General features: G+C 65.0%; 19 protein-coding genes and 3 tRNA genes. 10 read left to right on the plus strand and 12 right to left on the minus strand.

The features are described from left to right. Positions 1-40: 40 nt before the first annotated feature. A complete protein-coding gene (locus tag RF641_RS15895) occupies positions 41-2,080 on the minus strand; it encodes an FAD/NAD(P)-binding protein (protein WP_424573584.1) in 2,040 nt (679 codons plus the stop codon). 56 nt (positions 2,081-2,136) lie between these two features. On the opposite strand from RF641_RS15895, the gene RF641_RS15900 reads away from it, so the two are divergent. Further along, positions 2,137-4,227 (plus strand): prolyl oligopeptidase family serine peptidase, encoded by a 2,091-nt coding sequence (locus tag RF641_RS15900; RefSeq protein WP_424573585.1) that lies wholly within the window; start codon positions 2,137-2,139, stop codon positions 4,225-4,227. Between the two features lie 63 nt (positions 4,228-4,290). Then, a tRNA-Ser gene (locus RF641_RS15905) sits at positions 4,291-4,382 on the plus strand. Between the two features lie 505 nt (positions 4,383-4,887). Here the strand turns inward: RF641_RS15905 and RF641_RS15910 are convergent. The 3 genes from RF641_RS15910 to RF641_RS15920 all read right to left on the minus strand — a co-directional run bounded on the left by RF641_RS15910 (position 4,888) and on the right by RF641_RS15920 (position 8,249). After that, the gene (locus RF641_RS15910) at positions 4,888-5,046 is read right to left on the minus strand and encodes a hypothetical protein (protein ID WP_424573586.1); all 159 of its coding nucleotides are present in this window, start codon (positions 5,044-5,046) and stop codon (positions 4,888-4,890) included. A 122-nt stretch (positions 5,047-5,168) separates the two neighbouring features. Continuing rightward, entirely contained in the window at positions 5,169-6,098 is a 930-nt protein-coding gene (locus tag RF641_RS15915; protein WP_120991433.1) for a hypothetical protein, read from the minus strand. Between the two features lie 30 nt (positions 6,099-6,128). Continuing rightward, entirely contained in the window at positions 6,129-8,249 is a 2,121-nt protein-coding gene (locus RF641_RS15920) for a RecQ family ATP-dependent DNA helicase (protein WP_047117960.1), read from the minus strand. A 146-nt stretch (positions 8,250-8,395) separates the two neighbouring features. Between RF641_RS15920 and RF641_RS15925 the strand changes: the two genes are divergently transcribed. The 4 genes from RF641_RS15925 (at position 8,396) to RF641_RS15940 (ending at position 12,181) form a co-directional block, all read left to right on the plus strand. Beyond that, positions 8,396-9,829, plus strand: coding sequence for a phosphomannomutase/phosphoglucomutase (locus RF641_RS15925; RefSeq protein ID WP_424573602.1), 1,434 nt, complete (start codon positions 8,396-8,398; stop codon positions 9,827-9,829). A 9-nt stretch (positions 9,830-9,838) separates the two neighbouring features. After that, positions 9,839-10,309 (plus strand): hypothetical protein, encoded by a 471-nt coding sequence (locus RF641_RS15930; protein WP_424573587.1) that lies wholly within the window; start codon positions 9,839-9,841, stop codon positions 10,307-10,309. A 91-nt stretch (positions 10,310-10,400) separates the two neighbouring features. Next, positions 10,401-10,853 (plus strand): RrF2 family transcriptional regulator, encoded by a 453-nt coding sequence (locus RF641_RS15935; RefSeq protein WP_047117963.1) that lies wholly within the window; start codon positions 10,401-10,403, stop codon positions 10,851-10,853. Positions 10,854-11,005: 152 nt separating this feature from the next. Continuing rightward, positions 11,006-12,181 carry a globin domain-containing protein gene (locus RF641_RS15940; RefSeq protein WP_424573588.1) on the plus strand — a complete coding sequence of 392 codons (1,176 nt, stop codon included), beginning with the start codon at positions 11,006-11,008 and terminating at the stop codon, positions 12,179-12,181. Positions 12,182-12,260: 79 nt separating this feature from the next. Here the strand turns inward: RF641_RS15940 and RF641_RS15945 are convergent, their stop codons facing one another. After that, positions 12,261-13,376, minus strand: a complete 1,116-nt coding sequence (locus RF641_RS15945; protein WP_424573589.1) for an alpha/beta fold hydrolase — start codon at positions 13,374-13,376, stop codon at positions 12,261-12,263. Then, positions 13,373-13,900: a PadR family transcriptional regulator gene (locus RF641_RS15950; protein WP_047117965.1), complete on the minus strand. Its 528-nt coding sequence runs from the start codon at positions 13,898-13,900 to the stop codon at positions 13,373-13,375. Before RF641_RS15950 ends, RF641_RS15945 begins: the two co-directional genes overlap by 4 nt. 146 nt (positions 13,901-14,046) lie before the next feature. Between RF641_RS15950 and RF641_RS15955 the strand changes: the two genes are divergently transcribed. Further along, positions 14,047-15,249, plus strand: coding sequence for a multidrug effflux MFS transporter (locus tag RF641_RS15955; RefSeq protein ID WP_113607696.1), 1,203 nt, complete (start codon positions 14,047-14,049; stop codon positions 15,247-15,249). 87 nt (positions 15,250-15,336) lie between these two features. On the opposite strand, the gene RF641_RS15960 is transcribed toward RF641_RS15955, so the two are convergent. Then, entirely contained in the window at positions 15,337-17,169 is a 1,833-nt protein-coding gene (locus tag RF641_RS15960) for a phosphoenolpyruvate carboxykinase (GTP) (RefSeq protein WP_424573590.1), read from the minus strand. Positions 17,170-17,487: 318 nt separating this feature from the next. Here RF641_RS15960 and RF641_RS15965 point away from each other — a divergent pair. The 3 genes from RF641_RS15965 to RF641_RS15975 all read left to right on the plus strand — a co-directional run bounded on the left by RF641_RS15965 (position 17,488) and on the right by RF641_RS15975 (position 18,366). Then, positions 17,488-17,561, plus strand: a tRNA-Arg gene (locus RF641_RS15965). A gap of 56 nt (positions 17,562-17,617) precedes the next feature. Then, the gene (locus tag RF641_RS15970) at positions 17,618-18,202 is read left to right on the plus strand and encodes a GNAT family N-acetyltransferase (protein ID WP_424573591.1); all 585 of its coding nucleotides are present in this window, start codon (positions 17,618-17,620) and stop codon (positions 18,200-18,202) included. A gap of 90 nt (positions 18,203-18,292) precedes the next feature. Continuing rightward, positions 18,293-18,366, plus strand: a tRNA-Arg gene (locus RF641_RS15975). Between the two features lie 90 nt (positions 18,367-18,456). Here RF641_RS15975 and RF641_RS15980 read toward each other — a convergent pair. The 5 genes from RF641_RS15980 to RF641_RS16000 all read right to left on the minus strand — a co-directional run bounded on the left by RF641_RS15980 (position 18,457) and on the right by RF641_RS16000 (position 24,378). Then, positions 18,457-19,470 (minus strand): LacI family DNA-binding transcriptional regulator, encoded by a 1,014-nt coding sequence (locus RF641_RS15980; RefSeq protein WP_424573592.1) that lies wholly within the window; start codon positions 19,468-19,470, stop codon positions 18,457-18,459. An 89-nt stretch (positions 19,471-19,559) separates the two neighbouring features. After that, the gene (locus tag RF641_RS15985) at positions 19,560-20,978 is read right to left on the minus strand and encodes a GH1 family beta-glucosidase (RefSeq protein WP_053797352.1); all 1,419 of its coding nucleotides are present in this window, start codon (positions 20,976-20,978) and stop codon (positions 19,560-19,562) included. Continuing rightward, positions 20,978-21,859: a carbohydrate ABC transporter permease gene (locus tag RF641_RS15990; RefSeq protein WP_424573593.1), complete on the minus strand. Its 882-nt coding sequence runs from the start codon at positions 21,857-21,859 to the stop codon at positions 20,978-20,980. Before RF641_RS15990 ends, RF641_RS15985 begins: the two co-directional genes overlap by 1 nt. Beyond that, positions 21,840-22,982, minus strand: coding sequence for a carbohydrate ABC transporter permease (locus RF641_RS15995; protein WP_424573594.1), 1,143 nt, complete (start codon positions 22,980-22,982; stop codon positions 21,840-21,842). Before RF641_RS15995 ends, RF641_RS15990 begins: the two co-directional genes overlap by 20 nt. 64 nt (positions 22,983-23,046) lie before the next feature. Then, positions 23,047-24,378 (minus strand): ABC transporter substrate-binding protein, encoded by a 1,332-nt coding sequence (locus tag RF641_RS16000; protein WP_113607690.1) that lies wholly within the window; start codon positions 24,376-24,378, stop codon positions 23,047-23,049. Between the last annotated feature and the right edge of the window lie 27 nt (positions 24,379-24,405).

Consider the following 24,405-nt stretch of genomic DNA (forward strand, 5'->3'; position numbering starts at 1 on the left):
AGTTCCGGAGGTTTTTCATTCCACGGGAACTCCTTGGAACCTACGGCTGCATCTCATAAGCGGGTGCGCCGTGCTCCAGCTGCAGCTCGTTGTAGGGAAGCCCCACGAGCCGGGCGACCTCGTTGACCACATACTGCGCGTCCTGCAAGGTTCTGGCCGCGGGGTTCTCGATGCTCCCGGCCTGGGCTGCGATGGCAGTGCCCCACTGCACCGAGGACAGCTGCAAGCCCAGCACGAAAATCCCCCGGTGCGCCATCCCCTCGCTGTTGACCAGCCGGTAGGGCTGTCCCACCACGTCGAAGCCGCTGCCCGGCAGCACCCCGCCTTCGGCGTTGTTCCAGGTGTGCACCCGGGCCACATGCTCGGACAGCAGCTGGGTGATCAGCGGGGTGTCGTTCTGCAAGACGCGGTTGGCGGGCATCATGGCCTCGCACAGCGTCCGGGCGGTGTGCACTTCCGAATCTACCCAGGGCGACGAGGCGGTGAACTGGCCGTTGACCTCGTCGAAACCGAATTCCGGATCCGGCCCGACGAAGGTCACCAGTCCGGCGCGCGACAGCGCGAGCAGCTGCTCGATGCGCTGCAGCGGCGGTCCGGAGGACAGTCCTTCGACCAGCGGCTCGAAGTGCGCCTGCACTTCCTCGATGCGTGACTGCTCGTCCAGGATCCCATTGGCGACCAGGTCCTTGATGACCATGCGCCCCAGGTTCATGGTCATGATGGCGCGGGAGAGCGGATCTTCCAGTCCGGCGGCGCTGCGCCGCGCGTTCTCCTGCATGTAGTCGCGTACCGCCTGCTGGTACTCCTCGCTGGAGCCGAAGCCCACCTCGTCGAAGGGGCGGGCCAGGGCCGGCACGTCCAGCCATTCGAGCTCCGGGAAGCCGGCGATGAATTCGCGCAGCTTGCCCAGCCAGACCTGGCTGCCTTCGTGGTGCTCAGCGTCCAGGATCGCCTCGAGCGACCGGATGAATTCGGCGGCCGGAATCTCCCAGCGGCCGTCGCAGTTCACGGCGCACTGGCGGTAGTAGGCCAGCAGGATGTCGCGGTGCAGGCTCGGCCAGATATGCCGGGAGAAGACCAGCGCCGCCTCTGGGTTCCCGGCGCGCGCCTCGGCCAGCCTGCCGATGAGCTCTTCCGCGTCGAAATGGTGCAGGCTGATCTCGTCCGGGATGAACTGGTCCACCACAGGCTTGCCCCAGTACGGCGTTCCGCGGCGCGAGGCGACTACCAGCTGCGGTTCACGCCCGGAGGCCACGTACTCGAACCGGGAGCCGGGCTCGTCGCCGACTTCCCGGAAGATGCCTCCGCGGCCGGCGGTCAGCTCCGCCATGCCGTCGAAGAAGTTCAGCCCCAGTCCCCTGACCAGTGCGGGCTGGCCCTCGGCGAACTGCGAGTAGTCCAGGTCCGCTGGCACGTTTGGGGGCATGTAGGTGGCACCGGACTGGGCGGCCGAACGCTGCAGCTGCTTCTGCCACGGGTTCAGTTCCGCGCTCTGGTGCCCCAGGGCGAGCACCACTCCGTCGGTTTCCAGCGTTTCAGCTGTGCCTTGCCCTTCCGGGCCGCGGCGGAATTCCACGCGGTAGCCGTTCGCTTCGGGGCGCACGGCCACGACCTCGGCCTGCACATGGGAAATTTCGAAGCCGGGGTGCGCGGCCAGGATCGCGGCACTCGTGTCGTACACGTGCTCCAGGTATTCGCCGTAGAGCGCGCGGGCAGGATAGGTGCCGTCCTGGATGCCGTGCAGCTGCGCAGCGTGGGCTTCGCTCATCCGCTTGCCGTCCCCCTGCGCGGCGACGAACTGGCGGAAGCTCAGCCCGGGTTCGCTGCCCCGGCGTTCCGGGGCCACCGTGGGGAAGGAGGCCGGAGTGTTCATCAGGAAGTGGTCCGACTGCTTCGGGCTCCAGACATGGCCCGAGCCCGGACGGTACGGATCGAAAACTGTCACGCGCACACGCGCCGCCGCATCGGGAAGCTTCTGGGCCAGTGCGGCGAGGCGCTCGACAACGCTCGTGCCGCGCGGCCCGGCTCCGACGATGGCCAGGCTGAACTCGGGTCGGGGGTTCTGCGTCAAGGTGCTCACACTCCTAGGGTATTACCCTCCGGCGCACGTTCCGCACCGAGCCTTAGACTGTGAGCATGACTGACCGCGCTTCCACCGCCGCCCATCTGCCCGATACCTATACCTGGCTCGAGGGAATCCACGATGCAACCGCCTTGAACTGGGTCCGACGGCAAACCGAACGCACCGAGGCCGAGTTGTACGACACCGAGTTCGACGGCACCGTCCAGCGCATCAAGACCGTGCTTGATTCCCAGGACCGCATCCCGATGGTCACCAAGCGCGGGAACCACTACTACAACTTCTGGCGCGACGCCGAGCACCGCCTGGGCTTGTGGCGCCGCACCACCTGGGATTCCTACCTGACGGACTCGCCCCGATGGGAAACCCTGCTGGACCTCGACGCCTACGCCGAGCAGCAAGGCAGCGAGTGGCACTTCGCCGGCTCGCAGCTGCTGCGTCCCGCCGAAGGCGAACCGCACCGCCGTGCCCTGATCCGGCTCAGTCCCGACGGCGGCGACCAGGTGCGGGTGCGCGAATTCGACCTGGATGCCCTCGACTTCCCGGAGGACGGCTTCGACCTGCCCGTCGCCAAGACCAACGTCTCCTGGATCGATGCGGACACCTTGCTGGTCGGGTCCGCCACCACCGAGGCGAACACGACGCGCTCCACCTACGCCAGCACCCTGCGGCGGCTTTCCCGCGGGGCGGACCTCGAAGCCGCCGAGGTCGTCTACGAGGTGGATCTGGCGCACGTGGCAGCTTTCGGCTACTTCGACTCCACCCCGGGATTCGAGCGGATCGTCACCACGGATGCCATCGACTTCTACAACTCGCGCACCGGCGTGATGCTCGGCTCAGAGCACCGGATCATCGAGGTGCCCACCGATGTCGAGGTCAGCCTGCACCGCGAGTGGCTGCTGCTGGCCCCGCAGACCGACTGGACGCACCAAGGCCAGCTGATCCCCGCCGGCTCGCTGGCTCTGGCCAAGCTTGAGTCGTTCTTGGAGGACGGCACGCTGGAACGGCTACTGTTCACCCCGGATGCCAGCACCTCGCTGCAGTCGCTGAGCTTCACTGCGAATTATGTGCTGCTGACGGTCCTGAAGGACGTTGCCGCGGAAGTCCGCGTCATCGACTTGATCAAAAATTTTGATCAGTCCACGCTTCCGCTGGAAGACCCGATGCTCAGCGTCTCGGTGGCCGCGGTGGATGACGAGGATGGCGAACGGCCGGACGACTACTGGATGACCATCACCGGTTTCATTACGCCAACCACGCTGCTGCGCGGCACCGTGGGCGGCGGCCAGGCTGCCGTCAAGACCTCGCCCGAGCGCTTCGATGCCACCGGATTCGAAGTCACGCAGCATTTCGCGCGGTCGGCCGATGGAACCAGGATTCCGTATTTCCAGGTCTCGGCCCAGCAGATGCCGCTGGACGGGAAGAACCCGGTGCTCATGGACGGATACGGTGGGTTCCAGCACAGCATGATTCCCGGTTATGCACCGGCCATGGGCGCCGGATGGCTCAGCCGCAGCACCGCCAGCGGCCGCCGCCCGGTCTATGTCATGACCAACATCCGCGGCGGCGGGGAATACGGCCCGGCCTGGCACCGCGCGGCGCTGCGGGAGAAACGCCACCGCGCGTACGAGGACTTCGCGGCCATCGCCGAGGATCTCGTGGCCCGAGGAGTCACCCAGCGGGCGCATTTGGCGGCCACCGGCCGGTCCAACGGCGGACTGCTCATGGGCAACATGATCTCCGGATACCCGCGGCTGTTCGGCGCGATCTCCTGCGGGGTCCCGCTGCTGGACATGCAGCGCTACACCCAGCTGGCCGCCGGGCATTCCTGGATTGCCGAGTACGGCGATCCCGAGGTCGAGGAGGACTGGAAATTCCTGCGCACCTTCTCCCCCGTCCACCGGCTCTCGGACCAGCCGCACGCGCACGACGACTATCCGGCGTCGCTGATCTGGACAACGACCTCGGATGACCGGGTGGGACCGTCGCAGGCACGCGTCATGGCGGCCAAGATGATGGATCTGGGCATCGAGAACGTGCGTTATCACGAGCCGGACGGCGGTGGCCACGCAGGGTCGACAGACAATGAATCCACGGCCAAGATGCTGGCGACCAGCTACGAGTTCTTATGGCGCCAGGTCAGGTAGAACCCTCGTTTTGGAACACGCGCCCATCTTCGGGTAGGCTTAATTCTGCTGGAAACAGCGGATGGACACGTGCCAGAGCGGCCGAATGGACTTCACTGCTAATGAAGGGTCGGGGTTAAACTCGACCGGGGGTTCAAATCCCCCCGTGTCCGCCAAAAACCCCCTAGATGACTAGGGGGTTTTGCTTTTAACAAGCTTCCTCCCCGAGACTATCCGGCGCCGCGGTAGGGCGATCCGCACGTCCGGTTCCGGCATTCTCCAACTTAAATGGTCAGGCCCCGCAGAATCCTAACGAATCCTGCGGGGCCTACACGGTGAACACCCGGTCCCCCAACCAAATGTTCCAGCGACCAGAAGCATCCCCATAATGTCCAGTCAACCGCTTAACGCACTTCTGAGATTACCGCTCATTTCATCCCGAAGCAAGAAATATCGACCAGATCGCTAAAACTAGGTAGTTTGCAGAGACAAACTAGGTAGCGACGAGCACGCTCTGGGTAGGAGCGTTTAAACCTTATTTGCTTGAAGAAAACAGTGAACAAGGACACTCTCGAGGAATTTTCCGCGCGTCGGTTTCATAATTCCGGGCGCTTGTGGCGTCGCCGCTTCCGGATACGCGAAAACCCCGGGTCTAAACCCGGGGTTTTCGCAAAGCACTATCTATTTGAGGTTGCGTTCAACGTCGTGAGCCGTCTCCTTGACCTGGTCTTCAGCCTGCTTGAGGTTTTTGGCTGCTTCGGCATTGAGCAACTCGTTGCGCAGTGCGTCGTCGTCGATTGTCTCGCCCGGCTGGGACCTGTCGGCCTTCTTGTCTGACATGGTCGATCCCCTTCCACAATTCGTTGCGGCGAAATGTGGAATCCAGACTAACAAGTCATTTCCACTGGTACAACGGCGTGTCCCCAACGTTCATGGATCTCCCAGTCGCGCGACGCCGGCACCTAGTCCTGGCGCTTGACGAACGTGCGCAGCATGTTCTGCACGATGTCGTCCGGCAGCGAGGTGTGGCGGGCGATGATGTCGGTCATGCTCTGCAGGTCGTTATCGGCGATGGCGTTGAAGAGCGCCTCGCGTTCGGCTTCCGGCAGGTCCGCTGCGTCGAAGTGCACCGGACCGTCGGGTCCCTGGCCCTCGAAACGGAAGTCCGCCACATTGCCCTGGATGTTGTCTCCGGACATCGGTGAGGAGGCGATCATGCGTTCCAGGTCTTCCAGCGGCAGCCCCGTGTAGCCGTGCAGGACACTTGCGGCGCCGGCGAAGTTCGAATCGCGCAGCATGGAAAACAGCTGGTCGTATTCATTGGGCGGAAGCTGCTCGCTGGAGAATTCACGCTGCTCGCCGTCGAGTTCGAACGCCATCTTGAAGTGGGTGGCGCTTGGCTCGGATTCGGAGCCGAACTGGTCATGCCATTCCTGCGGGATGACCCAGGAATCCTCGGAAGACGCCGGGCCTGCCGCAGGGAGCTGCTCTGCCTGGGCGGGCTCGGAAGCCGGGGTTCCCTCATCGATGGCGGTCTGCGCTTCCAGCTTTTCGCGCAGCGCCTGGATGTCCTCTTCGCTGACCGGAAGCTCCTTGGCCGGTGCGGTCTGCGGGTACTTGTCGAGGCTGCGCACGGCAATAACGCAGTTCTTCACCGTATCGCCGGTCACCGCGCGGTAATTCTGCACCGCCCCCATGACATCGCCCTTGGCGAGGTTACGGTAGATGGCGTTGCGCGAGGCATCGTCCAGTTTCGCGTTAGCCGCCTGCGCGGCCTCACGCGTCACCGCTTGGGCAACTTCCGCGGAGTTCTTCTTGCGAAGCGACTGCAACCCGAGGTAGCCCAGGCCAATCACGGCAATGATGACGATGAGCCAGATGAGAAATTCCATACATCCAGCGTACTTCGTTTAACTGAACATTTACCCAGCGATTCCCAAAGTGAAAGGCAAAACACCGGGAGCCCCGGCGATGCGCAGGGCCCTTCCGGCCATGGCCAAGGACCACCGCGAATCGGTCAGGTCGTCGACCAGCATGACCGGCCCCGGGGCATTGGCCAGCAGCGCCTCGAGCGGTTCCGGGATCTCGAAGGCATCGGCCACCGCCGCAACACGGAAGGCCGAGTTGCCGCCCGGCCCGTTCTGCGGCGGTTTCCCCCGGTATTCAAGCTGTCCCAGGTACCTCAGCCGACCCACGGCGGCCAGCTGCTGCGCGAGCGAGGTGACCAGCTGCGGGCGGGTGGAGGACGGCATCGCCACCACGCCCACCGGGCGCTGTTCCCAGTTCCATTCCGAGAGCACCTTGATGCAGGCCTCGAACATTGCCTTGTCGATCGGGTGGTCGGCGGGATCAGCGAAGAGCTGGCGCAGCCGGTTGCCCCAGCCAAGGTCGGTCAGGCGCGCCAGCGCCCGGCCGATCGAGACCTGCTCGTCCTCGGGAATCTTGCCCTTGAGCGTGTGCCCCAGCCGATTCAGTCCAGAGGGATAGAGCTTGCGCGGTTCAATGCTCACCCCGGCGCGTCCCAGGGCATTTTGCGCGTTGTCCTTGGACTCTTCGGGAATGTGGTCGTTGTACCAGGCGCCGGCGCAGTTGTCGCAGCGTCCGCAGGCAGCGGAGCGCGGGTCGTCCAACGACGCGGTCAAAAACTCCATGCGGCAGCCGCGGGTGTTCTCGTAGTCGATCATCAGCCGCTGTTCGTGCACGCGGCTGGCGGCCACGCGCTTGTAGCGGTCAGCGTCGTAGGACCAAGGCAGGTCGGTGCGCATCCAGCCGCCGGCCACGCGTTCCACGGCGCCGTCCACGGCCAGCACCTTCAGCAGCAGTTCCAGCGGGGAACGGCGCAAGTTCACCGCGCTCTCCAGCGCCGGGACGCTCATCGCGCCGTCGGCCTGGCCCAGCGCCTCCAGCACCGCGGTGGCGCGCACCTGGTCAGGCATGGAGCTGGTGGCGAAGTACTCCCAGATCTCAGCGTCGTCGGTCCCCGGGAGCAGCAGCACGTCGGCGTTGATGCTGCCGCGGCCGGCGCGGCCGACCTGCTGGTAGTAGGCCACCGGAGAGCTGGGGGCACCGATGTGGATCACGAAACCCAGATCCGGCTTGTCGAAGCCCATGCCCAGCGCGCTGGTGGCGATCAGGGCCTTGACCTCATTGTTTTTCAATGCCGCTTCCAGGCGTTCGCGCTCTTCCAGATCGGTGCGCCCGGTGTAGGCGGCCACCTGGTGGCCGGCTTCGCGCAGCATCCGGGCGATGTCCTCCGCGGCGGAGACCGTCAGCGTGTAGATGATGCCCGAACCGGTGAAATCCTCGATATGGCTCAGCAGCCAGGCCAGCTGCATGCGCGGGGACGGCAGCCGCAGCACCCCCAGGCGCAGCGAATCGCGGGCCAGCGTGCCGCGCAGGGTGAAAACTTCCCCCGCGCCCCCGGCCAGCTGCTCGGCCACGTCCTCCACCACCCGGGAGTTGGCCGTCGCGGTGGTCGCCAGCACCGGCAGCCCGGCAGGCAGCTTGTTGATCAAATCGCGGATGCGGCGGTAGTCGGGGCGGAAGTCGTGGCCCCAGTCGGAGATGCAGTGCGCCTCGTCGATCACCAGCAGACCCAGTCGGTCCAGCAGCATCGGCAGCTGCTGTTCGCGGAAGGACGGGTTGTTCAGCCGTTCCGGGGAGACCAGCAGCACGTCGATCTCGTCGCGTTGCAGCTTCTCCAGGATCTCGCGCCATTCAAGCACGTTCGCGGAGTTGATCGCCGCGGCGCGCACCCCTGCACGTTCGGCGGCGGCCACCTGGTCGCGCATCAGCGCCAGCAGCGGGGAGACGATCAGCGTCGGCCCGAAGCCCTGCTCGCGCAGCAGCAGAGAGGCGATGAAGTACACCGCGGACTTGCCCCAGCCGGTGCGCTGCACCACCAGGGCGCGGCGGCGCTGGGCCACCAGCGCGCTGATCGCTTCGAACTGGCCGTCGTGGAACTGCGCGTCCGGGTTGCGCACCAGGGCGCGCAGCTTGGCCGTGGCGGAGGACAGCAGGTCCGAGTGCAGTGAGGCATCCATGCCCCCAGTATTTCAGTTCCCACCCACGAAATGCCCGCACCGCACGCGCGCTGGGGATCCGCTGTGCGGCACGGGCCTGAAATGTAAGGCAATTCCCATGGTCCACGGCGTGATCCACCGGCCAACGTGCCGTTCCAGCCGGTAGGCTGAAAGATGTGAGTGAAGAAATTGATCTGAGCCAGAGCTTCAAGGCTTACGACGTGCGCGGCATCGTCGGACAGTCGCTGAACGCCGAAGCAGTGGAGGCCATCGGCGCGGCCTTCGTCGACATCCTGGGCCTGACCGGGGACACCGTGCTGGTGGGCGGCGACATGCGCCCCTCCTCGGCCGAATTCTCCGCGGCCTTCGCCCGGGGCGCCACCTACCGCGGCGCCAACGTGGTGATGCTGGGGCAGATCTCCACCGACGAGCTGTACTTCGCCTCCGGCCAGCTGGACGCCGCCGGCGTCGTCTTCACCGCGAGCCACAACCCGGCCCAGTACAACGGCATCAAGATGTCCAAGGCCGGCGCGCTGCCGATCTCTTCGGACACCGGCCTGTACGACATCCGTGACCTGGCCCAGCAGTACCTCGACGAGGGCCTGCCGGTCTCCTCCGACGCCCCGCAGGGCTCGGTCAGCCGCCGCGACGTGCTGGCCGACTACTCCGGCTACCTGCGCAGCCTGGTCGACCTGTCCGCCATCCGCCCGCTGAAGATCGTGGTGGACGCCGGCAATGGCATGGGCGGGCTGACCACCCCTGCGGTGCTGGGCGACGCGGTGCTTGACGGCCTGCCGCTGGAAATCGTGCCGCTGTACTTCGAGCTGGACGGCACCTTCCCGAACCACCCGGCCAACCCGCTGGAGCCGGAGAACCTCAAGGACCTGCAGGCGGCGGTGCTCAAGCACGGCGCGGACCTGGGCCTGGCCTTCGACGGCGACGCCGACCGCTGCTTCGTCATCGACGAGCGCGGCCTGCCGCTGTCCCCGTCGGCCATCACCGCGCTGGTGGCAGTGCGCGAAATCGCCCGCGTGCAGGCTGCCGGCGAGGCACGCCCGGTGGTCATCCACAACCTGATCACCTCCAAGGCAGTGCCTGAATTCGTCACCCGCGCCGGCGGCACCCCGGTGATGACCCGTGTGGGCCACTCGTTCATCAAGGCGGAGATGGCCGAGCAGGGAGCGGTCTTCGGCGGCGAGCACTCGGCCCATTACTACTTCCGCGACTTCTACAATGCCGACACCGGCATGCTGGCCGCCATGCACGTGCTGGCGGCGCTGGGCGGGCAGGACTTGCCGCTGTCCCAGCTGGGCGCCGAATACGAGCCATACGTCGCCACCGGGGAGATCAACTCCGAGGTGGAGGACAAGGCCGGGGCCACCGCCCGGGTCGTGGCCCACTTCGAGGGCCAGCCGGTGGAGATCTCCACCATGGACGGCACCACCATCGCCGCGGCCGACGGCAGCTGGTGGATCAACCTGCGCCCGTCGAACACCGAACCGTACCTGCGGTTCAACGGCGAGGGCGCGACCGCAGAAATCATCGAACCGATCCGCGACGCCGTGCTGGCGATCGTGCGCCAAGAACAGCCAACCGACTAGGGGACAGCCATGAACTTCGAATCACTGGACGAAGGCGTCAAGGACGCGCTGAACAAGGTGCTGAGCACCGCGCTGGGCGTGGCCCGCGAGCAGCTGGAGGAGCAGGGCGTCTTCCTGCCCTTCGCCATCGGCCTGGAGCCGCAGGAAGGCTCCGACGAGGGCGAACTGCGCCTGATCGCGGTGCCGCCGACGGACGACCCGGAGGATCCGGAAGCCGACATCGACACCGAGGCCATGGCCGCGGACCTGGTGGAGGTGCTCAACCAGCAGGGCACCCATTTCGAGGCCATCGCCATCGCCTCGGACGTGCTGCTCCAGGAGAACGACCAGGACGCCATCCACGTGGTGGCCGAGCACAAGGTCGGCGCCGCGCTGGCCATCGTGCAGCCCTACGTGATGCCGGCCGAGCCGGGCGGCGAGTGGACCTTCGAGGACCCTGCCGCCGAAGCCGCAGAGGCCGTCTGGGCCAACGCCCGCTAAAACGAGCCCGTAACAACTTCACGCCCTCCGGCCGACCAGCAGTGACCTGCACCGCTGACCGGCCGGAGGGCGTCGTCGTAGACTGGAGAACATGAAACTCAGCGCCTTTGCCGATGTCTGCCTGCGGACCGTCATGGTGCTGGGCGCGCCCGGAGCCGGCCAGCTGACCAGCCGCGAGATCGCGGACCTGGTCTCGGTGCCCTACAACCACGTCACCAAGGCGGTCCTGGAGCTGCGCACGCTGGGCGTGCTGGACGTGGTGCGCGGCCGCAACGGCGGCGCCTCAATCACGCAGACCGGCCTGCAGACCTCGGTCGGCGCCCTGCTGCGCACCCTGGACAAGCGCGAGGACGTCGTTGACTGCACCGACCACGACGCGAACGGCAACTGCCCGCTGGCCGGCGGCTGCCGCCTGCGCGGCGCCCTGCGCGCGGCCCGCGAGGCCTTCTACGCGGCTCTGGATCCGCTGACGATCCAGGAGATATGCGAGACTTCCCCGGCCATCACGCTGCTGCCTTTCCCCACCGTGCGACGCAGCGCGTAATCTTTCCCACCAGAAAACCACTAGTCAAACCGGAATTTTCCGGATGTGCCGCAGCTCAACTTGCAATTCGTTTCTACGTGGCGTAGAACTTAAAGCATAAATCTTGCATTTCAAATGCAAGATAAACCAGACACTCTCCGAGGAGATACACCATGCTGTCCACCCAGTCCCGCCCGGTCATCGAAGCAACCCTGCCGATCATTGCCGAACGAATTTCGAGCATCACCCCGAAGTTCTACCAGCGCATGTTCGCCGCCCGACCGGAATTGCTGGATGGCATGTTCTCCCGCTCGAACCAGAAGAACGGCACCCAGCAGCAGGCGCTGGCCGGATCCATCGCGGTCTTCGCCACCTACCTGGTCAACAACCCGGAAACCACCCCGGAGACCATGCTGTCCCGCATCGCCCACAAGCACACCTCGCTGGGTGTCGTCGAGGAGCAGTACGGCATCGTGTACGAGCACCTGTTCGCAGCCATCGCCGAGGACCTGGGCGACGCGCTGACCCCGGAAATCGCCGAAGCCTGGACCGAGGTGTACTGGCTGATGGCCCAGGCGCTGATCAAGATCGAGAAGGGCCTCTACGCCCGGCAGGCCAACGCCACCATCTACAGCAATTGGAAGCTCGTCGAGCGCACCGCGACCGGCGCGGATTCGGTCAGCTTCAGCTTCGAACCGGCCGATGACACCGCCGCCACCATCGCCAAGCCGGGCCAGTTCGTCTCCATGCGCATGCCGATGGCCGACGGCATCCGCCAGGTCCGCCAATTCACCCTGAGCAACGACGTCGAGTCCACGACCCGCCGCACCGTCACCGTGAAGCTGGACGTGGACGGCGAATTCACCCCGGTCCTGCACAACTCGCTAAAGGTCGGGGACGTCGTGGAGCTGTCCAACCCGTACGGCGACCTGGTCATCGACACCGAGGGCGCCCCGCTGGTCATCGCCACGGCCGGCATCGGCTGCACCCCGAGCGCCGCGGCCCTGCAGACCCTGGCCGCGGCGGGCTCCACCCGCGAGATCACCGTGCTGCATGCCGACCAGGAGTTCGCTTCCTGGCCGCTGCGCGAGCAGATGCTCGAATCGCTGGGCCAGCTGCCCAACGCCAAGATCAGCACCTGGTTCGAGCGCGGCGAGCTGCCCCAGGGCCTGGACGCCAAGGCCGGCTACATGGACCTGACCGATTCGCTGACCGCCGACAGCCAGGTCTATCTCTGCGGCCCGCTGCCGTTCATGCACGCGGTGCGCTCGCAGGCGCTGGCCGCCGGCATACCGGCCGAGCACATCCACTACGAGGTCTTCGGACCGGACGTTTGGCTCGCCGCCTAAGGCGCGCAGCCCACTAGACCGGAACAGCCCGGACTGGCCATATGGGGGTCCAGTCCGGGCTGTTCTGTCTGCCGGGAAACTATTCGGCGGAGCCGTCGGATTCGGAAGGCCGCTTGGCCACCGGGGGCTTCTTGGACAGCGCGCTCTTCAGGTCGAGCTTGCGCGGGTCCAGCTTGCGCGGATCAAGCCGGTCGGCGAAGCCTCTGGCCTTGGAGTCCGGGGCGGGCTGGCCGCTATCGGCCGCGCCGGCGTCAGGGGCCTGCGCCGCGCCGGCGGCGGCTTCTGCTTCCTGCGGGTCGATTTCCTCCAGGGTGGAGGTGCGCTTGAACGATGCACCGCGCAGCTTGGGCTCCACCGGCTCACGCAGCACCTGGTGCAGCTGCTGCCCGGTGATCCAGCGGCGCAGCACCGAGTTGAACAGCAGCGGGTTCTCGATATTCCACTGGTGGTGCATGCCGGGAACCACGCGGATGGCCGCCTGCGGCAGGGCCTCGGCGATGGCCGGGAAGGAGCGCTGGACGAACTTCGGCTCGCTGGCGCCGGCCAGCACCAGGGCGGGACCGGTGTAGGCCGACAGGTCCGCCGGCAGCCCGCCGGAATCGAGGTCGCCCATGATCGCGCGCATGTTCTCCGGCTTGAGCTTGACCCCGTGCTCGGCGAACAGCTCGCGCTCGTTGTCCACCATGCCGTAGGCGCCAGCCTGGAACTTCCAATACCACTCGCTGCCGATCAGCTTCAGCTGCATACGCTGCACCGCCTTGGCCGCGGTGCCCAGCGGTGCGATCGACACCCCGGTGGCGAATACCGACTCGACCAGCTCCGGGTGGCGCGCCGCCACGTGCAGGGCGATGACGCCGCCCAGGGACATGCCGACCAGGTGGACGCCGCCCTCGGAAACCTCGTCAGCGATCAGCGCTGCGACATCGTCCGCCGCGGAGTCCAGGCCCTCCCAGTTCTCCTCGAACCGGGCGCCGAACGCCGGCAGATGCAGGGTGAGGATGTTGAAGTCCCCGAAGGCCAGCACCTGCGGATCCCAGCTCCAGTTGCCCACGTTGCCGCCGTGCAGGAAGACCAGGGTCTGCACCGGAGCGCTGTCCTCGGGCTTTCGGCGCGCCGGATGCACCTCGGGATAGTCGGTCGCGTCCCGCGCCGGATCGGCCATAGGGTTCTTTCCCTGGTCGTTGGCAGAGGTCATGGCAAATGCTCCAATACTGCGTCAAGCCACTCCAGCTCGGCGGCCTGTTGTCTGATTGCATGGTCCAAGGTGGCGGCCATGAGGAAGCTGCGGCGGTCAGCTGCCGCACGCATGTCGATCCCCTCGCGCTGGGAAAGGTAGTCGTCCAGCACGTATTGGGTGGCTTGGCGGCGTTCGAGCAGCAGCTGCTCGATGCCCTCGCGCTCCAGCTCCGCGGCGAAGAAGACCTGCCCCATGAACGGATCGCGTTCCGGGGAGCGGGCGGCCCCGCTGGAAAGCCACTGGTTCAGCACTTCCCGGCCGGCCTCGGTGATGTGGTGTTCCTGCCGGTCCGGATAGTTCGACTGGGGGACGGTGCGCACGGTGGCGTACCCCTGGTCCACCAGCTGGGCCAGGGTGCGGTAGATCTGCGCCTTGTCTGCATTCCAGAAGTGGTTAATAGAGGAGTCAAAATGCTTCTTGAGCTCGTAGCCGGTCATCGGCGACAAGCACAACAGCCCGAGGATCAATCGTGCCAAAACCATAACTTCATCTTTTCACAGTTAGTTGATTTTGCACCCACCCGCCCGGGCGTGGGAAAAGTGTTCCCCGATTGTGACCTTGGTTCATACGCCGCGCATTGCGCGGTCATCTTTCCCAGTTCACCTGCAGCGATCCATAGAATTGCCTCATGCCCAATGCCCCTGAACGTTCCCGCCTGACGCCGCCGCTGTTCGCCCTGCTGATCCTGCTGGGCACCACCGGCCCGTTGGCCACCGACATGTACCTGCCGTCTTTTCCGGCAATGACCCGCGAATTCGCCACGTCCGCTTCGGGAATCCAGCTCACGCTGACCGCGTTCCTGATGGGCATCGCCTTCGGCCAAATCTTCTGGGGGCCGCTCTCCGACCGGCTGGGCCGGGCCAAGCCGCTGCGCTGGGGCACCGCGCTGTTTGTCGTCGCATCCATCGTGGCAGCCGTGGCGCCTACGCTGACGACGCTGACGATAGCCCGCGCCCTGCAGGGCCTGGGCGGCGCGGCAGGCCTGGTGATTTCCAAGGCCATCGTCGCTGACACCACCCGGGGCGTGCAGACCGCCCGCATCTTCTCGCTGCTGATGACCTTCGGCGGCGTGGCACCGGCTGTGGCACCGTTGATCGGCTCGGTGCTCGGCGAGTTTGGCGGTTTCCGCACCGTGCTGTGGTTCATCGCTCTGATTGCGCTGCTGATGGCGGCGGGCTCCTTCGGCATCTACCGGGAAACCCACCCGCAGCACCAGCGCTCGACGGGAAGCTTCGTGGCGCCGCTGCGCATCGCGCTGTCCAAGCCCCGGTTCGTGGGCTACATGATCCAGTTCGCGTTCGCCTTCGGCGCGATGATGGCCTACATCTCCGCCTCGCCATTCTTGTACCAGAACGTGATGGGCCTGAGCCCGCAGGGCTATGCGGTCTTCTTCGGCATCAATTCGCTGGGGCTGGTGACCGCCGGTCTGGTCTCGGCCCGGCTGGCCACACGCGTACCGCTGCGCCGCACGATCAGCATCGCGTTGAGCGTCCTGCTGGCCTCCAGCATCGCCATGGCCGTCATGGCCCAGCTGGGGGTGCGCAGCCTGGCCCTGGGCGCGGTCATCTTCGTCATGGTGACCTCGGTGGGCTTCACCATGGGCAATACCACCGGGCTGGCCGTGGCCGAGGTCCGCGAGGTTTCCGGATCCGGCTCCGCGCTGCTGGGCTGCGCGCAGTTCTTCATCGGCGCGGTGGCCACCCCGCTGGTCGGCCTGAGCGGCGATAACTCTCCCATTGCCTTCTCGATCACCGCGCTCGCCTGCGCCATCGTCGCGGCCAGCGCCCTGGTCTACACCGCGGACCGCTTCCACCAGCCGAAGCTGGGTTAGGAATCCCGGCGGGCGCAAAAAATCCCCGGCACCCGTGCTCCGCCCCGAAGGGCGGATGGCGGGTGGCCGGGGATCCTCTTGTAATGCCTAGGCGCTCAGGCGGGCCTTCAGGCCGTCCAGCTCGGCGCGCAGCGAAGCCGGCAGCGCCTCGCCGAACTTGGCGTACCACTCTTCGATGCTCTCGACCTCGGTCAGCCACTCGTCGGTGTTCACCGCAACGGCGCTTTCCACGTCGGCCGGGGTGAAGCCTTCCAGACCGGTCAGGTCCAGGGCTTCGCCGGTTGGCACGTAGCCGATGGCGGTTTCCTTGGCGTCCGCGGTGCCCTCGATGCGCTCGACTGCCCACTTCAGGACACGCGAGTTGTCGCCGAAGCCAGGCCAGGCGAAGCCGCCCTCAGGGGTGCGGCGGAACCAGTTGACCAGGAAGATCTTCGGCATCTGCTCTGGGTTGAGCTTGCCCGAGATCTGGTCCCAGTGGTTCAGGTAGTCGCCGGCGTTGTAGCCGATGAATGGCAGCATGGCCATCGGGTCGCGGCGGACCTGGCCCACGGCGCCGGCAGCTGCCGCGGTGGTCTCCGAGGACAGTGTCGAGCCCATGAAAATGCCGTTGGTCCAGCTGCGGGCCTCGGTCACCAGCGGGATGGTGGTCTTGCGGCGGCCGCCGAACAGGATCGCGTCGATCTTCACGCCGTTTGGCGAGTAGTAGTCCTGCGACAGCATGTCGACCTGGTCGATCGGGGTGCAGAAGCGGGAGTTCGGGTGCGCTGCCTTGGTGCCGGACTCCGGGGTCCAGTCGTTGCCCAGCCAGTCGGTCAGGTGCGCAGGAGCCTCGTCGGTCATGCCTTCCCACCACACGCCGCCTTCGTCGGTCAGCGCGACGTTGGTGAAGATGGAGTTGCCCTTGGTGATGGCGCGCATGGCGTTCGGGTTGGTGGACCAGCCGGTGCCCGGTGCCACGCCGAACAGGCCGTATTCCGGGTTCACGCCGCGCAGCTCGCCGTCCTTGCCGATGCGCATCCAGTTGATGTCATCGCCCAGGGTCTCGGTCTTCCAGCCGTCGATGGTCGGATCCAGCAGCGCTAGGTTGGTCTTGCCGCAGGCCGACGGGAAGGCGGCCGCGATGTGGTACGACTTGTTCTGCGGGCTGGTCAGCTTCAGGATGAGCATGTGCTCGGCAAGCCAGCCCTCGTCGCGGGCCATGGCCGAGGCAATGCGCAGCGAGTAGCATTTCTTGCCCAGCAGGGCATTTCCGCCGTAGCCGGAGCCGTAGGACATGATGGCGCGCTCTTCAGGGAAGTGCACGATCCACTTGTCTTCGTTGCACGGCCAGGCGACATCTTCCTGTCCCGGCTCAAGCGGGGCACCAATCGAGTGCAGTGCAGGAACGAAGAAAGCGTTCTCCGCTTCCATCTTGCGCAGGACTTCATTGCCGATCTTGGCCATGATGCGCATGGAGGTGACAACGTAGGCGGAGTCGGTGAGCTCGACACCGTAGGCTGGCTGCTCTGCATCCAGCGGGCCCATGACGAAAGGAATCACGTACATGGTGCGGCCGCGCATGGAGCCGTCGAACAGGCCGTTCAGACGCTCCTTCATGATCTTCGGGTCTTCCCAGTTGTTGGTGAAGCCCGCATCTTCTTCCTTTTCGGAGCAGATGAAGGTGCGCTCTTCTACGCGGGCAACGTCCTTGGGATCGGAGAATGCGGCGTAGGAGTTGGGGAAGTTCGGGTCGGTCAGCTTGACCAGGGTGCCGGCTTCAACAAGCTCGGCGCACAGGCGGTCATTCTCTTCAGCTGATCCGTCAACCCAATAAACACGATCCGGCTTCGTCAGTGCGGCAACTTCCTCGACCCAGGCTGCCAGCTTCACATGCGAAGTGGGCGCTGCGTCGATTACGTTCTGATCCGAGCTCGTGCTCATTGTCGATTCCCTCCATTGGGCTGAACTAGCGATAAAACAAGGCTAGGGGGTGGCACTTCCCCAAACCCTGTGACTCAAACCTCACGATTCAAGGTGGGCTAAACTGAGTTAGTACAGATCCCCGGAATTCCGGGGGTTTGCCAATTCAACACCCCGCGTTAATGTGATGAAGGTCACGTAGACCGGTACCCTTTTCGGTTCTTCATAAAACCGGTTTTCCGCCGCTTCCCGGCGATACGCGCCCTCGATTTGTACGTACACGCAACCACCTGTATAGTTATTCGAGGTTCGCCACGGCGGAGCAAAACAAATAAATATGCGCCCATAGCTCAGCTGGATAGAGCGTCTGTCTACGGAACAGAAGGTCAGGGGTTCGAATCCCTTTGGGCGCACAAAGTGAAATTCCCACTCGAAAGAGTGGGAATTTTTTTGCTTCCCGAGGAGCGTTATGCAATTTCCAGTGAGTTCAAGCCACGGCGCGATACTGCGCCTCCTTCACCTGGGCGACGCTGAGGAATTGGCCGCCGCCTATCGTCGAAACAGGGAACACCTGGCCCCCTGGGAACCCGAGCGCACCGAGGAATTCTTCACGCCGGACTGGCAGCGGAGGAATCTCGAAATCCGGCTCGGTAGCCACGCCGCCGGGCTCGCCTATCCGGCGGCGCTCTTCGAGGAGGGCCGGATCATCGGACGCTTCACCCTCACCGGGGTTGTCCGGGGGCCCTTTCAAAGCGCCAACCTCGGATACTGGATGGATGCCAAGCTGGCCGGCCGGGGATTAGCGACCTTCGCGGTGCGCGCCACCTGCCGGATCGCCGGCTCGGCCCTTGGCCTGCACCGCATCGAAGCCAGCACGCTGCTGCACAATCACGCATCGCAAAGGGTGCTGCAAAAATGCGGCTTCGAGCAGATCGGCATGGCGCCGCGCTATTTGAAGATCGCGGGCCACTGGCAAGACCACAACCTCTACCAGCGCCTGCTGGAAACCGGGCCCGACGAGGCACTTGCCGGGCAGGACTTCCCTTCAATGTGAGACCGGGCACTTTTGGCCTTTTCGATTTTTGCCGCCGCGGAATCTCGTGTATTGTTATTCAAGTCGTCAAGGCGGCAAACAAATGAATATGCGCCCATAGCTCAGCTGGATAGAGCGTCTGTCTACGGAACAGAAGGTCAGGGGTTCGAATCCCTTTGGGCGCACAAAGTGAAATTCCCGCTCGAAAGAGTGGGAATTTCTGTTTTAACCTGCGTTCCGGCTTCCCGCCGGAACGCAGGACATCCTGGAGAGTGCTAGTGCGAAGCGCGCAGGATCAATTCGGTGTCCATGATGCTCCATTCGGGCACACTTTCGCCATTGATCCGTTTGATCAGTATCTCGGCCATGACCGCCCCTTGGCGCTCCGGATGCTGGGCAATCGTGGTCAGCGGCGGGACGGCGTTGCGTGCGAAAGCGTCGTCGTCGACCGTGGTCACGGAGACATCCTGCGGAATATTGAGCCCGGCGCCCGCCATCGCCTGCAGCGCGCCGAAAGCCATTTGGGCGCTGGCCACGAACAACCCGTCGATGTCTGCACCCGATTCGATCAGCTGGCTCATCAGGTGGTGTCCGCTATCGGGGGTGAAATCGCCTTCCAGCACCGCCGCTGGTTCGAGTCCCGACTCGGCCAGCGCTTGGGTGAACCCGGTCAGGCGGTCGAGGCTCGCTCCCATATCCTGCGGTCCGGCTATGGTGGCGATGTGCCGGCGTCCGCGATCGATGATCACGTTGGTGGCCTGCTTCGCCGCGGCGATATTGTCGATGTCGACCACGTAGATTTCGTTCTGGTCGGTGCTCATGGTTCGGCCGCCGAACACCAGCGGGAGCTGCCCGCCGAGATCCGCGTAGGAACGGTCGGCGGAGTGGTGGGACAGCACCAGGGCGCCGTCCACATTGCCGCCGCGCAGATAGCGTGTGGTTTTCCCGGGATCGGATTCGGTGGACAGCAGCAGCGAGAGCATGAACTCGGTATCAGCCAGATACTGGGCGGCGCCCTGGACCACCTTTGCGAAATACGGATCGGCGAAGAATTTTGCGGTGTTTTCCGGAACCACCAGCGCGATCGCATTGGTTCTTCCTTGGGCCAGCGAGCGGGCCGCCCGGTTGGGCACGTAGTTCAGCTCTCGGATCGCCTGTTCCACCGCGCGCATCGCTTCCGGTTTGACCTTCTCCGAACCATTGACGACGCGGGACACCGTGGCGCGGGAGACCCCGGCGCGCTCTGCAACGAGTTCCAGCGTCGGTTGCTGCTTGCGTGCTTCGGACATGCTTGTTCTCTTTACTTCAAGGGCTTTCGCCGATCCTGGACGCTGGGGATCCGGGGCGCGGTTTGATCGCCGCACCCCGGGTCCGGGCGTCATGCCATTGTACGGTTGGCGGCGATGAGCCTGGCGTAGGCCCGGCCGCTGTTCTTGATGGTGCGTTGCTGCGTCCGGTAGTCCACGTGGATGATTCCAAACCTCTTGTTGTAGCCCCAGGCCCACTCGAAGTTGTCCAGCAGCGACCAGAGAAAGTAGCCCCGCACGTCCACCCCGTCGGAGAGGGCCCCGGCCACCGCGTCCAGATGGCTGAAAATGTATTCCTCCCGCTCCGGGTCCTCCACCGTGCCCTGTGCGGTGACCGCGTCCTCATACGCCGCCCCGTTTTCGGTGATGTACAGCGGCGGCAAGTTCGGATAGTCGTCCCGCAGCCGGTTGAGCAGCACGCGCAGCCCTTGCGGGTTCACCTCCCAGCCCATGGCCGTGCGCGGAAGGTGGCGGGTGGGGAAGGTGACGTGCTCGCTGCCGACGAACGGCGAGGATTTCGGCGAATCCGTGGGTACCAGGGCCGCCGGTTCGCCAGCGGCCAGCGGATGCCCGGACACATTGTCGTCATGGTAGTGGTTGACGCCGAGGAAATCGATGGGCTGCGCGATGAGCATCGCATCCGCGTCCTTGATCACCGCATTCAGTCCGAGGTCGCCGACGTCCTCCAACAGGTCTGCCGGGTATCCGCCGCGCAAGATCGGGTCCAGGTACATGCGGTTCCACAGGGCGTCGATTCGGCGCGCGGCTTCAAGGTCCACCGGGTCGGCGGGGTCATCGGGCACCGCGTTGGTCAGGTTCAAGGTGATGCCCAGGTGTTCTGCTCCCAGCTCGCGCAGCCGGGCAGTGGCCAGCCCGTGCGCCAGATGCTGGTGGTGCACGGCGGCCAGCGCGGCGGCAGGTTCCCGCCGTCCCGGCGCGTGCTCGCCAGCGGCGTAGCCGATCAGCGATGAGCACAAGGGCTCGTTGAATGTCGTCCAGTGGGTGACCCGGTCCCCCAGCTTCGCATGGACCACCTCGGCATACTCCAGGAATCGGAACGCGGTATCCCGGTTGGCCCAGCCGCCGAGTTCCTCCAGTGCCTGCGGCAGGTCCCAGTGGTACAGCGTCAGCCAGGGCAGGATGCCGTGCTCCAGCAGCTCGTCGACCAGCCGCGAGTAGAAGTCCAGCCCCTGCTGGTTGACGGCCCGCCCTCCGGGCACGATCCGGGCCCAGCTGGTGGAGAACCGATAGGAGTCCAGATGCAGCTCGCGCATCAGGGCCACGTCTTCGCTGTAGCGATGGTAGTGGTCCACCGCGACCTGCAGGTCGTCCCCGCCAGCGATGGCCCCGGGAGTGCGGGCGAACGCGTCCCAGATGGAATCCTCTTTTCCGTGGGAATGCGCTGCGCCTTCGATCTGTGCCGCCGCCGTGGCCGAACCCCAGATGAAGTGCTCGGGCCACGCGAATGATTGGGATAGATGTCGAGTCATTAGCCTTTGACAGCTCCTGTCATGATTCCGGAAACGAGTTGCTTGCCGGCCACGACGAACAGCACCAGCAGCGGAATGGTGGCCATCAGCGCACCGGCCATCACAATGGTGTAGTCGACGTAGCGGGCGGATTGCAGCTGGCTCAATGCCACCTGCAGCGTGGGGGTCTGCGGGGCCACCAGCATGGGCCACAGGTAGTCGGTCCATGCGGTCATGAAGGTGAATAGCGACAGGATCGCCATGGCCGGGCGGGCGGCGGGAACCCCCACATGCCAGAACGTGCCGATCATGCTGGCGCCGTCCACGCGGGCGGCCTCGATCAGTTCATCGGGGATGTTGTCCACCAGATACTGGCGCATGAAGAACACCCCGAACGCTGTGACGAGGGTCGGGATCATGATGGCTCCCAGCGAACCGGTCCAGCCGAATTCCTTCATCATCATGAACAGCGGGATGATGCCCAGCTGGGTGGGCACCGCTAGGGTCGCGATCACGAAAACCAGCAGGCCCTCGCGGCCGCGGAAACGAAGCTTGGCGAAGGCGTACCCGGCCAGCGTGGAGAAGGACACGACCGACAGCGTGATCACGGAGGACACCACCAGGCTGTTGCCCAGGGCCGCCCAGAAGTCGACGGTGTTGAACACCTCGGCCACGTTGCTCCAGAAGTGTCCGCCCGGCAGCAGCGGAGGCCTGGCCGAAGCGAAGACCCCAGAATCCGAGGATCCGATGACCATCGAATACCACAGCGGGTAGGTGCTGCCCAAGAAGAACGCGAGCAGGATGCCGTAGACCAGGAATCCCGGCCGGCTTTCGGTTGTGAAGCTATGGGACCGCTTGCGTCGCGGCAGCGGGGCTGCCCTATTAAGGGTCTGGGTAACCATGGTTTCTCCTCCTGGCCTCTGCCATGTCCTGTCCGCTGGCCGGTATGGCGGTTTTGCCGGCTCTCCGGCCGCGACGCGCTGGCCGGCGGCCGGCGCGCTTCTCGCCGGAGGAAGCGATCTTCCTGGACAACAGGAAGTTGATGACTCCGATGAGGATGATGATCAGGAACAGCATCCAGGCCACGGCCGAAGCCCGGCCGAAGTCCCCGCGATTGAACGCCAGATCCCACAGATACAGCACGGTTGTCTGGTATTGGCGGTCGGGTCCGCCGGGGACCGAGCTGCTGGCGTTGAAAAGCTTCGGCTCGGTGAAGATCTGCATTCCGCCGATGGTGGCCGTGATGATCACGAAGATCATGGTCGGCCGGATGCTAGGCAGCGTGATGGAGAAAAACCTGCGCAGCTTGCCCGCGCCGTCGAGCGCGGCCGACTCGTGCAGCTCGCGCGGAACCGCCTGCATGGCGGCCAGCAGGATCAGCGCGTTGTATCCGGTCCAGCGCCAGTTCACCATCGTGGCTATGGCCAGGTGGGATGGGAACACGGAGGTCTTCCAAGCCACTGGATCCACGTTGAAAACCTGGAGCAGGTTGTTGATCAAGCCGTATTTTTCGTCGAAGGCGTTGGAGAAGATCAGCGTGACGGCGACCGGGGTCACCACATATGGCACCAGCACGCTCATGCGCCAGAAGGTCTTGGCTCGGAGGTTCTGGTCCAGCATCGCGGCGATGAACGTCGCGATCGCCAGCTGCGGGATGGCCGAGAGCAGGAAGATGCTGAACGTATTAAACAGGGAGTTCCAGAACAGCGGCGAGGACAACTCCGCGGTATAGTTTTCCAGCCCCACCCACTCCCCCGCTCCGCCCAGCAGATCCCAGTCGTTGATGGAGACCACGAAGGTGTAGACCAGCGGGAAGAGCCCGACGAGTGCGAAGAGGATGAAGAACGGTGCAACGTAGAGGTACGGCGAGTACTTGTAGTCCAGCCGGCTGAAGAAGTGGCGGTGCCGCTGTTTCCCGGTCAGCTGGTCCTCCCGGAGCTTCTCGGGTGTGGGTGCTGACGGCCGAGCTTTGCGCCCGGCAGGCCCGGTGCTGGCTCCGGGAGGCTTGTTGGTCATGGTGCTCATGAAAATTGTTCGCTTCTTCCTCGGTACCCGGGTCGGCAGACCCGGGTACCGATTGCGTCGGCCGCTACTTGATGTCCAGGTCCTTCAAGGTTGCCAGCGCGTCGTTCCACGCTTTCTGTCCATCCGTTCCGGAATCCAGCGCGATGGTGGCCGGGCCGAAGACCTGCTCCTGGATGACCGAGTCGTTCGGCCCCTTGAACTGGGCCTTGACTCCCTCGGCGCGGTTGGCCAGGATCTTCCCGATCGGCGCGTCGTTGAAGAACTTGGTCAGGTCATTGGCTCCGGTCACCGCTTCGGACTGCTGCGCGTCGAGGCTGCTCGGGAAGGTTCCGGCCACCTCGAAGGCGGCGGCTTGGGAATCCGCGCTGGTCAGCCACTGGGCCAGCTTCGCCGCCTCGGCCGGATGCTGCGAGGTCGCAGGCACGGTCAGGAAGGTTCCGCCCCAGTTCGCAGGGCCGCCGGGGAAGACGTCGGCAAAGTCCCAACCGCCGGTCGAATCGCCGCCGGCGCCCTCGATCTGCCCCTTGACGACTCCGAGCATCCATCCCGGACACGGCATGGTGGCGAAGGAACCGTCGACGAATGCCTGTCCCTTGCCCCAGTCCCACTGGGTCTGCCCGGAAGACAGTCCGTTGGAGGCCGCATCGGCCAGCAGGTCCCAGCGCTCGCGCAGCTGCGTGTTGCCCTCGATGTTCAAGGTTCCGTCGGCCTTGTAGTAGCCCTCGTCGAGCTGGTTGACCATGGAATTCCATACGAAGCCGGATTGGTCGTAGAAGGCCTTGTCCGAGGCCTTCACGTAGTCCTTGCCAACGTCGACGAACTGCTCCCAGGTGGCGTTGTCGCCACCGAAGAGTTCGGCCACCGCATCGCGCTCGCTGGGCAGGCCCGCTTCCTTGAAGAGGTCCGCGTTGTAGCACAGCCCCATCGGCCCGATGTCGGTGCCGTAGCCGATGATTCGGCCTTCGTCGTCGGTGGCCTGCTGGACCTTCCAGTCGACCCATTGGCCGGCAATGTCACCCGCGCCGTAGTCGCGCAGGTCGGTGAACGAGTCGGAGACGGTCATGACCTGGCCAAGCCACCCCTCCTCGACGGCCTGCACGTCGGGAAGGCCCGCACCTGCCGCCTGCTTGGTTTTCCAGTCGGTCAGCGCGTTGCCGCCGGTATCAATGTTCGTCGCCTGGATCTTGACTCCCGGATTCTCTGATTCGTACTTCGTATACAGGTCATCCAGCCCCATGGTGCCGAAGGTGGTCACTGTCAGGGTGATCGGGTTGTCTGGGGATGCCGGCTGTTCACTGGTCGCGTTGTTGTTGCCGCCGCAACCTGTGGCCAGCAGGGCCAGGCTTCCGGCGACGGCGGCCGCTTTGGCGATGCGGGATGTGCGTGTGATGTCCACGGTGACTCCGTTCAGAGTGCTGAGCTT

Origin of the sequence: Arthrobacter sp. 'calajunan' (assembly GCF_046940185.1) — a bacterium.
GTDB classification, from domain to species: domain Bacteria; phylum Actinomycetota; class Actinomycetes; order Actinomycetales; family Micrococcaceae; genus Glutamicibacter; species Glutamicibacter soli.